The following is a 13,844-nucleotide window of genomic DNA, read 5'->3' on the forward strand; positions in this document are numbered from 1 at the left end:
CACCACAACTTTCCGCACTGTCCCCAGTGAATCCTCCAGCGAAAGGCACCCCGTGGCCCGTTCCGGCATTGTCCTCACCAACATCGATCCGGCCGTCCGGCCGCAGGACGACCTCTTCCGGCATGTCAATGGCAAATGGCTGTCCGAGACCGTCATTCCCGAGGACCGGCCGCTGGAAGGCTCCTTCACCGCGCTGCGGGACGCGTCCGAGGAAGCAGTGCGGGCGATCATCGAAGACGCCGCGGCCGAACCCGGCGCCTCCCCGTCCGCGGGCAAGATGGGCCGGCTGTACGCGGGGTTCATGGACACCGCCGGCGTCGAAGCCAAGGGCTTCACGCCGCTGGCTGCGCAGCTGGCGGCCATTGACGCCGTCGTCGACGCCGAATCCCTGATTGCGCTGCTGCCGGGCTTCGCCCGCAGCGGCGCCGCCTTCCCGCTGGCCTTCTATGTCAACAACGACGCCGGCGATCCCACCCGCTATCTCCTGCACCTGTACCAGGCCGGCCTCGGCCTGCCGGACGAGGCGTACTACCGCGAGGAAACCTTCGCCGAGATCCGCACCGCCTATCTGGACTATGCACGGCGGATGCTCACGCTCGCGGGCCTGGATCCGGCCGACGCCGACCGGGCCTTCGAGCTGGAACACAAGCTCGCCGCCGGCCATCTGGACAAGGTTTCCTGCCGGGACCCGCAGCAGACCTACAACCTGCGCACGGTGGACCAGCTTGCCGGCACCGTGCCGTGGATCCGCAGCTGGCTGGACGGGCTTGGGGACGCCGGCGCCGCCGTCGAGGAACTCGTGGTCAGCCAGCCGGACTTCGTCACCGCGCTGGCCGGACTCGTCCAGAGCGAACCGGCGGCCAGCTGGCGGGCCTGGCTGCGCCTGCACCTGCTGACCAACGCGGCCCCCTACCTGCATGACGAGGCGGTCAAGACGCAGTTCAGCTTCTACGGCCAGGCGCTCAGCGGCATTCCGGAGCTGAAGGAGCGCTGGAAGCGCGGCGTCGCGCTGGTGGAGGGGGCGCTTGGTGAAGCGGTGGGCCAGGAGTACGTGGCCCGGCATTTCCCGCCGACGCACAAGCAGCACATGGAAGGGCTCGTGCAGAACCTGCTGCAGGCCTACGAACGCAGTATCTCCTCCCGGCCGTGGCTCAGCCAGGAGACGATCGGGCGGGCCCTGGAGAAGCTGGCCGGCTTCCGGACCAAGATCGGCTACCCGGCCAAGTGGATCGACTACGCCAGCCTGCAGATCGGCGACGACGTGTGGTCCAACGTGCAGGCGGCCAACGACTTCGAGACCCAGCGCAACCTGGCCAAGCTCGGCGGGCCGATCGACATCGAGGAATGGCACATGACCCCGCAGACGGTCAATGCCTACTACATGCCGACCATGAACGAGATTGTCTTCCCGGCAGCCATCCTGCAGCCGCCGTTCTTCGACGCCGACGCTGACGATGCGGCCAACTACGGGGCCATCGGGGCGGTGATCGGCCATGAGATCGGCCACGGCTTCGATGACAAGGGCTCGCAGTTCGACGGCACCGGAGCGCTGCGCAACTGGTGGACGGAGGAGGACCTGGCCGCCTTCCGGGCCTTGACCTCCAAACTGGTCCAGCAGTATGCGCAGCTGAACCCCGAGGAGGCCCCGGGCCATACGGTGAACGGGGAGCTGACCCTCGGCGAGAATATCGGTGACCTGGGCGGGCTGGCCATCGCCTACCGGGCCTACCAGCTCAGCTTGGGCGGCCAGGAGGCGCCGGTGATCGACGGCCTGACCGGCGCCCAGCGGTTCTTCTACTCCTGGGCCGAATGCTGGCGGCAGAAGATCCGGCCCGAGGAGTCCGTGCGGCGCCTGACCGTGGACCCGCATTCGCCCAACGAATTCCGCTGCAACCAGGTGGTGCGGAACCTGGACGAGTTCCATGAAGCGTTCGACGTCGCGGCGGCGGACCGGCTCTGGTTGGATCCGGCCGAACGCGTGCGGATCTGGTAGCCCCGGCATCTCCCCGCGGCCTTGGCCGACCGCACAGCGGTCGGCCAAGGCCGCGGGTCTGGCTGCCGGAATCCCGGGGCCGGACCCGCGCCGGAACGACCTAGAATCCTCCGGACTGCTGGCAGGTCACCTGGTCCGCGGTCTGGCCGGACAGGTTGCCGCCGAGTTTCCCGGTGGCGGCGAGCTTGTTCCCGCTGGTGAAGTCCTTGCCCACCACGACCGACACCCCATAGGCCGAGCCGCCGGCGAGCACGCTTGCCTTGGGCACCCCGAGTTGGTTGGCCAGTTCGTGGGCCACATCCTCGAAGCCGTCCGAGTACAGGATCTGGGTGGCCGGACTGGTGCCGTCCTCCGCTGCCGCCGCCGTCGCCTGCGCATAACCCAGGCCTTGGAGGTGCTTGGCCACGGCCTCGGCGCGTTGTCCGGCACCCGATTCGTTGCGGACCTGGATCGGCTGGGTGGCCGGGTCGAAGGACAAGGCGGTTTCGGTCGCTGCCGGCTCGGGACTGCCGGATCCCGCCGTGCCGTCGGTCTGGCTGACGACCTCGCCGGTGGTGGTTTCGGTGGCGTCCGCGGAAGGCGTCTCGGTGGCCTTCGCGCTGACCTGCTTGTCGATGGCGGTCACGTCCCCGTCTTCGCGCAGGATCCGGAACAGCTCCTGCCCTTCGGCCTCCTTCATCACCAGACGGTTGGGATCCGGCTCATAGAGCTCGGTGGGCAGGGATACGAAGGCGACCTTGCTCAGGTTCACGTTCTTGACCCGGTCTGCCAGCGCGAGCAGCGACGGGATCTGGGCCAGGCCGTCGTCGACCGTCAGGTTCCGGGCCACCGCTTCGGCGATGGAGTACAGCCTCGGGACGTCGGTGAGCGTACCCTCGCTGGTCAGCTTGCGCACCATGGAGGCCAGGAAGCTCTGCTGGGCGCGCACGCGGCCGCGGTCGCCGCCGTCGCCGAAGGAGTGGCGGGTGCGCAGGAACGCCAGCGCCTGCTCGCCCTGGACGCTACTCACACCGGCGGGCAGGACCAGCTTTGAGTAGGTGTCGTGGATCGGCTCGTTGACGCAGACGTCCACACCGCCGATCACGGTGGTCAGTTCCTTGACGGCGTTGAAGTCAGCCATCATGAAGTGGTCGATCTGCAGACCGGTGAGCTCATTGACCGCGGCCACCGTGCAGCCCGGACCGCCGTACCCCAGGGCCATGTTCAACTGCGCGAACTGCTGTTCCGGGTAGGTCTGCCCGGTCTGTGGATCCGTGCAGGCAGGGATCGTGGTCAGCAGGTCGCGGGGCAGGCTGACCACGGTGACCCGCTGCCGGTCCGCCGACAGCTGCATCAGCATCATCACGTCGGAGTTGCCCGAGCCGTTGGACGAGGGGTCCCCGCCGTATTTGCCCCCGGTGTTCTTGCGCGAGTCCGTGCCGAGCAGCAGGATCTGCATCGGATCCTTGCTTTGGTCCACCGGCAGGGCGTTGTGGTCCGTGCCCAGGTTCAGCGGCGCGCTGGTAATGCTTGAGCGCAGGGCCACGAGCTTGACGGCCACGAAACCGACGCCGGCTACCAGCCCCAGGGCCAGCATGGCGGTTGTCAGCTTCAGCCACAGCGGGATACGGACCGCGCGCATATGCCTGGCGTTCCCCGGTCCGCCGGCCAGGACGGCGGCCGCCGGAACACGCCTGATCCGCGTGCCGCTTGAAGGATTCACCGGGTCAGCGCCGGAACTGCCGCGACGACCCACGCCTGCCCCACTTTCTCTGTACTGGAAAATTACCTGTGCAAAGTATCTTATGCGGGCAACCTGCCAAGATACGCCCAAACATGGCGCAACGGGCTGAAGATTGACTGTGAATTAGCTTGAAACCGGATAGGACCCCGGTACGAGCCGACACCGGGCGACGGGGGTCAGAAGCCCAGCCGCACCAGTTGCTTGGGATCGCGCTGCCAGTCCTTGGCAATCTTCACATGCAGGTCGAGATAGATCCGCGTGCCGAGCAGGGCCTCGATGCCATGCCGGGCCCGGGTACCCACCTCCCGCAGCCGCGCACCGCCCTTGCCGATAATGATGGCCTTCTGGGAGGAGCGTTCGACGAACAGGTTCACCCGTACATCCAGCAGCGGATTCTCCGGACTGCGCCCCTCGCGGGGGACGATCTCCTCCACCACCACAGCCAGCGAATGCGGCAGCTCGTCGCGGACGCCTTCCAGCGCCGCCTCGCGGACCAGTTCGGCGACCATCACCGCCTCCGGCTCGTCCGTCAGCTCCCCGTCCGGGTACAGCGGCGGCGAAACCGGCATGTGCGTGATCAGCACGTCCGTCACGGTGTCCACCTGGAAACCGTCGGCCGCCGAGACCGGGACGATGTCGCGGAAACCCTCGGCACCGAAGATTTCGGTGCCCAGCCGGGTAACCGCCAGCAGCTGCTCTGCCAGCGCGGCACGGTCCACCAGGTCCGTCTTGGTGACCAGCGCGACGACGGGCTTACGGTTCAGGGCCGCCAGCTGCTTGGCGATGAACTTGTCCCCCGGACCGATTTTTTCGTTGGCCGGCAGGCAGAAGCCGATGGCGTCCACCTCGGCAAGCGTGTCTGCCACGAGGTCGTTGAGCCGCTGGCCCAGCAGGGTCCGGGGCCGGTGCAGCCCGGGGGTATCGACCAGCACGAGTTGGGCATCGGAGCGGTGTACGATTCCGCGGATGGTATGCCGGGTGGTCTGGGGCTTGGCCGAGGTGATCGCCACCTTCTGCCCCACCAGCGCATTGGTCAGGGTGGACTTGCCGGCGTTTGGCCGGCCAACCAGGGAAACAAAGCCTGCGCGGTAGCCCTCAGGCCAGCCGCTGGTGGGCATGGCCACTGTCTTCGCCGGGTGCTTGTCGTGATGGCTGTTCACGGTTCTATCTCCGATGTTCCGTCTCCGATGATCTATCTGCGATGTTCCGTCTCGGAATCTTCGCGCAGGGCCGCGCGGGCCGTTTCCGTCCGGCCCGCCCCGCCTTGGTTCGTGCCGTTGCCGGAATGGGTGCCTTCATCTTGGGCCGCCGGCTCCAGCCAGGCAAGCACATGGCTGATCCGGTTCCGGCGCCCCTCCATCCGTTCGGCGCGCAGGTGCAGGCCGTCCAGATCCACTTCGCTGCCGACAATGGGCACCCGGCCCAGGTTCTTGGCGAGCAGGCCGCCGACGGTGTCCACTTCCTCGTCGTCAAGGTCCAGATCAAACAGTTCGCCGACATCGGCGATGCTGGTACGGGCGCTCACGCGATACTGTCCGCCGTCGAGCTTTTCGATTTCGGGCCGCTCCGAGTCGTACTCGTCCACGATCTCGCCGACAATCTCCTCGATCAGGTCCTCGAGGGTGACCAGTCCGGCGGTGCCTCCGTATTCGTCGATGACGATGGCCACGTGGGTGGATTCGCGCTGCAGTTCCTTGAGCAGGTCCGCGACCGGTTTCGACTCAGGCACATAGCGGACGTCGCGGCAGACCTCGTCCACCAGCACCGTGCGCTCGGCCCCGCCGCTGTAGAGCCGCGCGGTGACATCCTTCAGGTACAGGATGCCCCGGACCTGGTCCGCGCTGTCCACGATCACCGGAATCCGCGAATATCCCGACCGCAGGAACAGGGACATGGCCTGGGCCAGCGTGGAGCCGGACTGGATGCTCACCATGTCGGTGCGCGGCACCATCACGGCCCGGACCAGCGTGTCCCCGAGGTCGAACACGGACTGGATCAGTTCCGCTTCCGCGTCCTCGATCATGTCCGATTCGGTGGCCCGCTCGACCAGTTCGCGGAATTCCTCCTCGGAGAAGAACGCCGCGTCGGCGCGCGGCGCATTGGGGGCCACGAGGCTGCCAAGCCGGATCAGCCAGCCCGGGATCGGCCCCAGCACGGCACACAGGATGCGCACCGCGGGCGCGGTGAACAGCACGACGCCGCTGCCGTGCATACGGCCGAACTGCCGCGGCGAGACACTCACGAGTACGAACCCGATGGCCGCCATCACGGCCGTGGCCACCAGCCCGGCGATCCAGATGTTGTCCAGGAGGTAGTAGAAGAGCAGGGCGATGGCCACCGCCCCGGCCATTTCGAACCAGACCCGCCACAGGCGCAGGGCGTGCATATGGGCGGCCGGCGCCTTCAGGACGGCTGCCAGGGCGCCGCTGCGGCCGTCCTTGAGCAGCTGCTCGGCCTCTTGGCGGGGCAGATAGGCGAAGGCGGACTCGGCGGCGGTGAACAGTGCGGCGACCGCGATGCACGCCAGCGCCAGGCCGGCAAGCAGGGCAACACTCAAAGCATGGTCTCCGTGGGGGCATCCTTGCCGAGGAAGCTGGCCAGCAGCTGTCGCTGCAGGGAGAACATCTCTTCCTTTTCCTCCGGCTCGGCGTGGTCATAGCCGAGCAGGTGCAGGATGCCGTGGGTGGCCAGCAGCAGCATTTCCTCCGCCGCCGGGTGCCCGGCCTTTTTGGCCTGCTCCTGCGCGACCTGGGGGCAGATCACGATATCGCCCAGTACGCCGGCGGGCGAGGGCTTGGCGGCGGTACCCGGGCGCAGCTCGTCCATCGGGAAGGAGAGCACGTCCGTGGGACCTGGCTCGTCCATCCACTCGATGTGCAGCCGTTCCATCGCGTCGGTATCGACCAGGATGATCGACAGCTCGGCCTCCGGGTGGACATACAGGCTGTCCAGCACAAACCGGCCCAGCCGGCTAAGTTCTTCCTCGTCTGCCGGCAGGGCCGATTCGTTGTTGACTTCGATGCTCATGGGCGCTGCTCCTGTCGTCTGCGCGGATGCTGCCCACGCTCCGGCACGGTCCGGACCCGGCGCTGTTCGTCCCATCTTCCGTAGGCGTCCACGATGTCGCTGACCAGGCGGTGCCGGACGACGTCGGAGGCCTCGAGCAGGGCAAAGTGCACGTCCTCGACACCTTGGAGGATCTCGCTGACGATCTTCAGTCCTGAGCTGGTCCCGCCCGGCAGGTCGATCTGCGTGATGTCGCCGGTCACCACCATCTTGGACCCGAAGCCCAGGCGGGTCAGGAACATCTTCATCTGTTCCGGCGTCGTATTCTGCGCCTCGTCCAGGATGATGAACGCGTCGTTGAGGGTCCGGCCGCGCATGTAGGCCAGCGGGGCCACCTCGATGGTGCCGGCGGCCATCAGGCGCGGAATGGAATCCGGGTCCATCATGTCGTGCAGGGCGTCATAGAGCGGACGCAGGTACGGATCGATCTTGTCGCTGAGCGTACCGGGCAGGAACCCCAGCCGCTCCCCCGCCTCGACGGCGGGACGGGTGAGGATGATCCGGTTGACTTCCTTCTGCTGCAGCGCCTGGACAGCCTTGGCCATCGCCAGGTAGGTCTTGCCGGTGCCGGCCGGGCCGATGCCGAAGACCACCGTGTTGGCGTCAATGGCATCCACGTACTTCTTCTGGTTCAGCGTCTTGGGCCGGATGGTGCGCCCGCGCGAGGACAGAATGTTCTGGGTAAGCACGTCCGCCGGCCGGGCCACGGACTGCTCCTTGAGCATCCGCAGCAGCTGTTCGACGACCTGCGGCGTCACCCGCGTGTCCGCGGCGGCCAGGGTGCGGATCTCGGTGATCAGGCGTTCGGTCCGTTCGACGGCGGCGGCGGGCCCGCTGATCAACAGCTCATCGCCGCGTACGAGGAGGTCGATGTCCCGGAATTCCGCTTCGATCAGCCGGAGCACCTCATCGTGTGCACCGAGCGTCCTGACCATGTGTTCCGGGGACTCAAAGTGGACGGAACGGCTGCTGGATCCGAGCGGATCGACGTCCAATCGTGTTTCCGACATAATGCGGCCCGCAGGCCTGTCCTCGCTCCTTAGATTGTCCGTGCAGTACCCTTCCATGCTACGTCACCGGCGGCCTGCGGCCGGGCCCGGACAGTGCACCGACTACAGCTAAATCGTAAAACCAGGGCTAGGTCTCGATCCTGTTTCAATCGTGCATCAGTCCGGTTGAGAGGTGCCCAAACACGGTTTCCGCCCGCTCCGGCTGTGCCAAGCTTGTCTGGCAGGCCCCAAGTGGGACCGGCACAGGACTACCCGGCACCGGCACCCCCCAATTTCCGGCCCGGACCCCAAAGAGGACCATGAGCACTACGCCCCCGTCGCCCGGACGCCCCACACGTCCCGAAGTACCGCCCCGGCAGCGGCTGCGCGCCTTCAGCGCGTGGCTGGCCTTGCTGACGGCCGGTTCCCTGGGTCTGATCGGCTGCACGGCACTGGATCATCGGGGAACCACCGGGCCGACCTCCATGCCCTCGGCAGGCGCTTCGCATGCGCCGGTACAGTCCGCCCCCTTGGTGACCAGCAGTCCGCTGGAGACGGTGCAGAGTTCGGAGCTTTCGCCCGTGTACTTCCTTGGCGAGAACGGCAGGAACATCTTCCTCTACCGCGAGTTCCGCCAGGCCGAGGACATGGGAGACCCCATCACCACCGCGGTGAGCGCGATGACGCGGCTCAAGCCGCGCGACCCAGACTATTTCAATCCGTGGAGCCCGGCGGCCAAGGTGGGCGCGTCCATCATGAATGGCTCCGTGATCACCTTGGACATTTCCTCGGACGCCTTCAAGGCGAATGTGGACGAGGGAATTGCCGAGCGTGCCGTCCAGCAGCTGGTTTACACCGCTACCGCCGCCGCGGCCAACGCCGGCCTGACCACCGCGGACAATCCGCTGGAGGTGGTGGTCCTGGTCGACGGGCACACGGGGTACATGGCCTTCAGACATGTACGGCTGGGCGCGCCGATGTCCCGCGACTACACCCTGGCCGCGCCGGTTTGGATCATCGACCCGCAGGAGGGGGACACTGCTGCGGACCAGGTGCGGGTGCTCGGCCGCGGCGTCGCCTTCGAGTCCCAGCTGTCCTGGCAGATCTACCGGCTCAAGAGCCCGAAGGACACCGGTGCGGGGGAACTGGCCGAGAGCGGCACCGTACCGATCAGCGCCCCGATGGGCCAGGCCGGGGAGTTCGAGTTCACCCAGCAGCTGGACCCTGGTTCATACCGGTTGTATGTCTACCACGAAGACATGAGCGGGCGGACCCAGGAGCGGCAGAATCCGGACAGCAAGGTTTTCACTATCCGCTGACCCTTCCCCCATCCCGTCGACTGGCCGGACAACGCCCTTTTCAGCCGTCAAACGGGCGTTATCCGGCCAGTCGACAGCTTAGGTCCAGCGGCCGAGCTGCACACTGAGCAGCGCGACGGCGGCCGGACCGGCCGTGGATGAACGCAGCACGTGCGGCCCGAGCCTGACGGCCTGCGCCCCGGCCTCCAGCATGGCCTCGACCTCGCGCGGGCTCATGCCGCCCTCCGGCCCAACGATCATCACGACCGTGCCCTCCGCGGCTTCCTGCCCCGGCGCGTCCGCGCCCAGTGCAGCGGCAGCGGATACGAGCGGCTGCTCGGCTTCCTCGTGCAGGATCAGCGCCAGGGCGCTGCGGCCGATCAGCGCGCACAGTCCCTTCAGGTCCACTGGCGCGCCCACTGCGGGGATCCGCGCGCGGCGGGACTGCTTGGCGGCAGAGCGGACGGTGGACTCCCACTTGGCCACACCCTTGGCCTGCTTCTCGGCCCGCCAGCGGACAATGCTGCGTTCGGCCTGCCACGGCACCACCTCGTCGACCCCGAGCTCGGTGGCGGCTTCGACCGCCAGTTCGTCCCGGTCCCCCTTGGCCAGGGCCTGGACGAGCACCAGCCGGTACGGCGGCGCAGCCTCGTCCAGCACCGCTTCGACATCCAGCACCAGTTCGGTGCCGGCCGCCGAGCGCACCGTGCCGGTCACCCGGCGGCCGGCACCGTCAACGATGTCCGCTGCTTCCCCGGCAGCCAGGCGCCGGACGCTGACGGCATGCCGCGCCTCGGCACCGGCGAGGCGGAAGGCCGAGCCGGCCGCGACGTCGTCGAGCTCGCCCGGGTCGGCGAAGAAGACCGGATTCGTCACCGCTTAGAGGTTGCCGAGTTTGTCCCGCAGCCGGGCGAAGACACCGCTGCCGCTGGGAGCCAGTTTGCCTTCGGCCAGATGCTCGCCGCGCAGCTGCGCCAGCCGGCGGAGCAGTTCCTCCTGCTCGGCGTCGAGCTTGGCCGGGGTCTCGACATGCAGATGGACCTTCAGGTCCCCGCGGCCGAAACCGCGCAGGTGGGTGACGCCCAGACCGCGCAGGGTGATCACTTCGCCGGACTGGATACCGGGCTTCAGGTTCAGTTCCTGCTCGCCGTCGAACGTTTCCAGGTTCACGGAGGTGCCCAGCGCCGCGGCCGTCATCGGCACGGCCAGCGTGACGTTGAGGTCGTCCCCCTCGCGGATGAAGTTCTTGTCCGCGGCGACCCGGATCTCCACGTAGAGGTCCCCCTGCGGACCGCCGGCCGGGCCCGCCTCGCCCTGGCCGGCGAGCTGGATCCGGGTGCCGGTGGCCACGCCGGCCGGGATCTTGATGGTCAGCGAACGGCGGCTGCGGATCCGGCCCTCGCCGTTACATTCGTTGCACGGGTCCGGGATGATCGTGCCGAAGCCCTGGCAGCTTCCGCACGGGGAGGCCGTCATGACCTGGCCGAGGATGGAGCGCACGGCGCGCTGGACCTGGCCGGAGCCGCCGCAGATGTCGCAGGTACGCGGATGCGTGCCCGCGCGGCAGCAGCTGCCGTTGCAGGTGGGGCAGACGACGGCGGTGTCCACCTCGATCTTCTTGTTCACGCCGAAGACGGCGTCCTTCAGGTCGATCCGGACGTTGATCAGGGCGTCCTGGCCGCGGCGGGTGCGGGTGGCCGGGCCGGCCGAGCCGGCGCCGCCGAAGAAGGTCTCGAAGATGTCCTGGAAGGCGAAGCCGGAACCCGAGTAGGCGCCGCCGAAGCCCGTGTCCGTGCCGTTCTCATTGCCGGTGGTGTCGTAGATGCGGCGTTTCTGCGGGTCCGACAGCACCTCGTAGGCGTGGCTGACCTGCTTGAACTTGTCCGCGGCCTCCTCGCCAGGATTAACATCCGGATGCAGCTTGCGGGCCAGCTTGCGGTAGGCCTTCTTGATTTCCTCGGTGCTGGCGTCGCGGCTGACACCGAGTACGTCGTAGTGGTTGCTCACCTTTGAATACTTCTCTTCCTGCGAATCGTGTTCCGGCGGCCCGGCCGCCCTGTCGGTGCTTGCCCTGTACTCAGCCTGCCAGAATCCTGGACAGATAGCGTGCCACGGCCCGGACCGCGGCCATGGTGGTTGGATAGTCCATCCGGGTGGGACCAAGCACGCCCACCTTGGCCGAGGCATCCGGACCGTAGCCGGTGGCCACCACCGAGGTCTCGACCAGCGAGTTGTACGGGTTCTCGCTGCCGATCCGGACCGAAATGCCGCGGGCATCCTGCTGCATCTCCGAGAGGAGCCGCAGCATCACCACCTGCTCCTCCAGCGCCTCCAGGATCGGGGAGATGCTCAGCGGGAAATCCACGGTGGAACGAGCCAGGTTGGCCGTGCCGGCCAGCAGGATGCGCTCCTCGCGGGTGAGTGCCGACAGGTGGACCAGCTCGGCGCACAGCGTGCGGAGGGCCTCGGCCAGCTCGGCGGCCACCCCGGGCACGCCGGAGGAAAGTTTGGCCTCCACCTCAACCAGCGGCGTGCCGGCCAGGGTGCCCAGCAGCGCGGTACGCAGGTCGGCCAGATCGGTTTCGGCAATGTCCTCGGACAGCCTGATCACGCGCTGTTCCACCTTGCCGTTGTCCGCGATCAGCACGACCAGCACCTGGCGGGGAGCCAGCAGCACGAATTCGAGGTGCCGCACCCGGGCCCGGCCCAGCTGCGGATACTGGATGACCGCCACCTGGCTGGTCAGCTGGGACAATAGCCGCACGGTGCGGTCCATCACGTCATCCAGGTCCTCGGCGCCGTCGAGCAGCGTCTGGATGGCGCGCCGCTCCGCGGCGGACAAGGGCTTGACGTCCGAAATCCGGTCCACGAACAGCCGGTAGCCCTTATCCGTGGGAATGCGGCCCGAGCTGGTGTGCGGGGCCACGATCAGCCCGTCCTCCTCCAGCGCCGCCATGTCGTTGCGGATGGTCGCGGAGGAGACACCCAGGTGGTGGCGGTCGACCAGTGCCTTGGACCCGACAGGCTCGCGCGAGTGGACATAGTCCTCGACTATGGCGCGCAGCACCTCCAGGCGGCGGACCTCGCTCAACGGAACCTCCTGACGAACCTCTCCCGCCCGCGCACCATGCGCGGGAACCGTTAGCACTCACCGTGCCTAAGTGCTAAGTCTAATACGTCGGCACGCCCCATGGCATTGCGCCCAGCCGCCTGCCGGTTCGATGCTGGCCGCAAACGCTCCGCACCGGAGCCCCGCGGGCCGACCCGCGAGGCTCCGTCCGGCTGTGCCCAGGCTGGGCTAGCATTGGGAGGCTGGCGGCGCGGAAGCGCCCCGGCGAGCCTGACGAGCAGCACCGAGCCGAAGGACTTACCACCATGACCAACTACGGTTGGGGACCCCAGGACATCACCGCGAAGGCGGCCCGCCGCGAACTGGCCGAAGTGCCGGCCGAGCCGGGGCTGGTGCTCGAGGACGTCCAGAGCGGCTGGGTGGGCGCCGTGGTCCGGGTGGAGAAGTCCGGCGGCATGCATGTGGTGGCCTTGGAGGACCGCCGGGGCAAGACCCGCTCCTTCCCGCTGGGCTTCGGCTTCCTGCTCGAGGGCAGGCCGGTCAAGGTGGTGCCTGCCACCGCGGCCGCCCCGAAGAAGCCCCAGCGCACGGCCTCCGGCTCGGTCCGGGTCGAGGGACTGCGCGCCCAGGTCGCCAAAGCCAGCAGGATCTGGGTGGAAGGCAAGCACGACGCCGAACTGGTGGAAAAGGTCTGGGGCCACGACCTGCGCGTGGAGGGAATCGTCGTCGAACCATTGCACGGCGTCGACGACCTCGCCGCGGCCGTGGCGGAGTTTGCGCCCGGGCCCGGGCGCAAACTGGGAATCCTGGTGGACCATCTGGTCAAGGATTCCAAGGAGTGGCGGATCGCGCAGGCGGCCATGGCCGTCCCGGCGGCACGCGGCAACGTGCTGATCGTGGGACATCCCTACGTGGACGTCTGGCAGGCGGTCAAACCCTCGGTCATCGGGCTTCAGGACTGGCCGGTGGTACCGCGCGGAATGGACTGGAAGACCGGCATCCTGGCCGGCCTGGGCTGGCCGAACCGGACTCCGGCCGACATCGCCGAGGGCTGGCGGCGGCTGCTCGGCAGCGTCAGCACCTACGCAGACCTGGAGCCGTCCCTGCTGGGCCGCGTGGAGGAAGTCATCGACTTCCTCACAACGTGAGCCGGGCAGTTGCCGCTAACCTAGTTCATAGCAGTACCCGGGCCCGGCCCGGTCAAGACATATCCCGCTACCGAGCAACTCTGAGGTAGGTCCTGTGCAAGAGAACGCCGCGCGTAAAGCTGACCGCAGCGCAAACAGCGATAACTCCCCGCGGAGCCCGGCTCCCCGTCCGCAGTACCAGAGCGCCTCGTCCACGGCCCTGCCGCTGACCCCGTCCGAGGACCGGCAATGGGCCACGCTGGCGCACTTCGGCGGGATCCTGGGCTGCATCCCCTCGCTGGTGATCTACCTGATCTTCAAGGACCGCGGCCCGTTCACGGCCCAGGAATCCAAAGAAGCCCTGAACTTCACCCTGCCGCTGACCGTCGCCGCAGTGATCGTCAACCTGCTGATCAACATCCCGGCCGTCAATGCCCTCTTCGCGGTGCTGGCCGCGGCGATCTGGGTCTTCCTGACCGTCTACTCGGTCATTGCCGGGATCGAAGTCAACCGCGGCCGGCCCTACCGGTACCCCCTGAACCTGCGCCTGATCCGCTAACCCCCCGTTTCCCGCCCGC

Annotated in this window: 12 protein-coding genes; 4 read left to right on the forward strand and 8 right to left on the reverse strand. The window is 67.8% G+C overall.

All coding sequences use genetic code 11. The features are described from left to right. Positions 1 to 52 precede the first annotated feature (52 nt). Entirely contained in the window at positions 53 to 1,993 is a 1,941-nt protein-coding gene (locus LVY72_RS09860; RefSeq protein ID WP_237820310.1) for a M13 family metallopeptidase, read from the forward strand. Between the two features lie 100 nt (positions 1,994 to 2,093). Here LVY72_RS09860 and LVY72_RS09865 read toward each other — a convergent pair whose 3' ends face one another. The 5 genes from LVY72_RS09865 to LVY72_RS09885 form a co-directional block, all read right to left on the reverse strand. Continuing rightward, positions 2,094 to 3,614 carry an LCP family protein gene (locus tag LVY72_RS09865; protein ID WP_237820312.1) on the reverse strand — a complete coding sequence of 507 codons (1,521 nt, stop codon included), beginning with the start codon at positions 3,612 to 3,614 and terminating at the stop codon, positions 2,094 to 2,096. Between the two features lie 278 nt (positions 3,615 to 3,892). Next, positions 3,893 to 4,834: a GTPase Era gene (gene era / locus LVY72_RS09870; protein WP_237820381.1), complete on the reverse strand. Its 942-nt coding sequence runs from the start codon at positions 4,832 to 4,834 to the stop codon at positions 3,893 to 3,895. 74 nt (positions 4,835 to 4,908) lie between these two features. After that, entirely contained in the window at positions 4,909 to 6,273 is a 1,365-nt protein-coding gene (locus tag LVY72_RS09875; protein WP_237820314.1) for a hemolysin family protein, read from the reverse strand. Beyond that, on the reverse strand, positions 6,270 to 6,743 hold the full coding sequence (ybeY, locus tag LVY72_RS09880) for an rRNA maturation RNase YbeY (RefSeq protein WP_237820316.1): 474 nt from the start codon (positions 6,741 to 6,743) through the stop codon (positions 6,270 to 6,272). Before ybeY ends, LVY72_RS09875 begins: the two co-directional genes overlap by 4 nt. Then, positions 6,740 to 7,792 carry a PhoH family protein gene (locus LVY72_RS09885; RefSeq protein WP_237820317.1) on the reverse strand — a complete coding sequence of 351 codons (1,053 nt, stop codon included), beginning with the start codon at positions 7,790 to 7,792 and terminating at the stop codon, positions 6,740 to 6,742. Before LVY72_RS09885 ends, ybeY begins: the two co-directional genes overlap by 4 nt. Before the next feature lie 299 nt (positions 7,793 to 8,091). Here LVY72_RS09885 and LVY72_RS09890 point away from each other — a divergent pair, with 299 nt between their 5' ends. After that, the gene (locus LVY72_RS09890; RefSeq protein ID WP_237820319.1) at positions 8,092 to 9,090 is read left to right on the forward strand and encodes a GerMN domain-containing protein; all 999 of its coding nucleotides are present in this window, start codon (positions 8,092 to 8,094) and stop codon (positions 9,088 to 9,090) included. A gap of 78 nt (positions 9,091 to 9,168) precedes the next feature. Here the strand turns inward: LVY72_RS09890 and LVY72_RS09895 are convergent, their stop codons facing one another. The 3 genes from LVY72_RS09895 to hrcA all read right to left on the reverse strand — a co-directional run bounded on the left by LVY72_RS09895 (position 9,169) and on the right by hrcA (position 12,160). After that, complete coding sequence (locus LVY72_RS09895) at positions 9,169 to 9,945, reverse strand: 16S rRNA (uracil(1498)-N(3))-methyltransferase (protein WP_237820321.1); 777 nt, start codon at positions 9,943 to 9,945, stop codon at positions 9,169 to 9,171. Positions 9,946 to 9,948: 3 nt separating this feature from the next. Continuing rightward, entirely contained in the window at positions 9,949 to 11,076 is a 1,128-nt protein-coding gene (gene dnaJ / locus LVY72_RS09900) for a molecular chaperone DnaJ (RefSeq protein ID WP_237820323.1), read from the reverse strand. A 70-nt stretch (positions 11,077 to 11,146) separates the two neighbouring features. Beyond that, complete coding sequence (gene hrcA, locus LVY72_RS09905; RefSeq protein ID WP_237820325.1) at positions 11,147 to 12,160, reverse strand: heat-inducible transcriptional repressor HrcA; 1,014 nt, start codon at positions 12,158 to 12,160, stop codon at positions 11,147 to 11,149. Positions 12,161 to 12,444: 284 nt separating this feature from the next. On the opposite strand from hrcA, the gene LVY72_RS09910 reads away from it, so the two are divergent. Together LVY72_RS09910 and LVY72_RS09915 are read left to right on the forward strand one after the other, a co-directional pair. Further along, positions 12,445 to 13,287, forward strand: coding sequence for a DUF3097 domain-containing protein (locus LVY72_RS09910; RefSeq protein WP_237820327.1), 843 nt, complete (start codon positions 12,445 to 12,447; stop codon positions 13,285 to 13,287). 94 nt (positions 13,288 to 13,381) lie between these two features. Continuing rightward, on the forward strand, positions 13,382 to 13,825 hold the full coding sequence (locus LVY72_RS09915; protein ID WP_237820329.1) for a DUF4870 domain-containing protein: 444 nt from the start codon (positions 13,382 to 13,384) through the stop codon (positions 13,823 to 13,825). Positions 13,826 to 13,844 lie beyond the last annotated feature (19 nt).

It is taken from the genome of Arthrobacter hankyongi (assembly GCF_022012395.1).
In the GTDB taxonomy this organism is placed as follows: Bacteria; Actinomycetota; Actinomycetes; order Actinomycetales; family Micrococcaceae; genus Crystallibacter; species Crystallibacter hankyongi.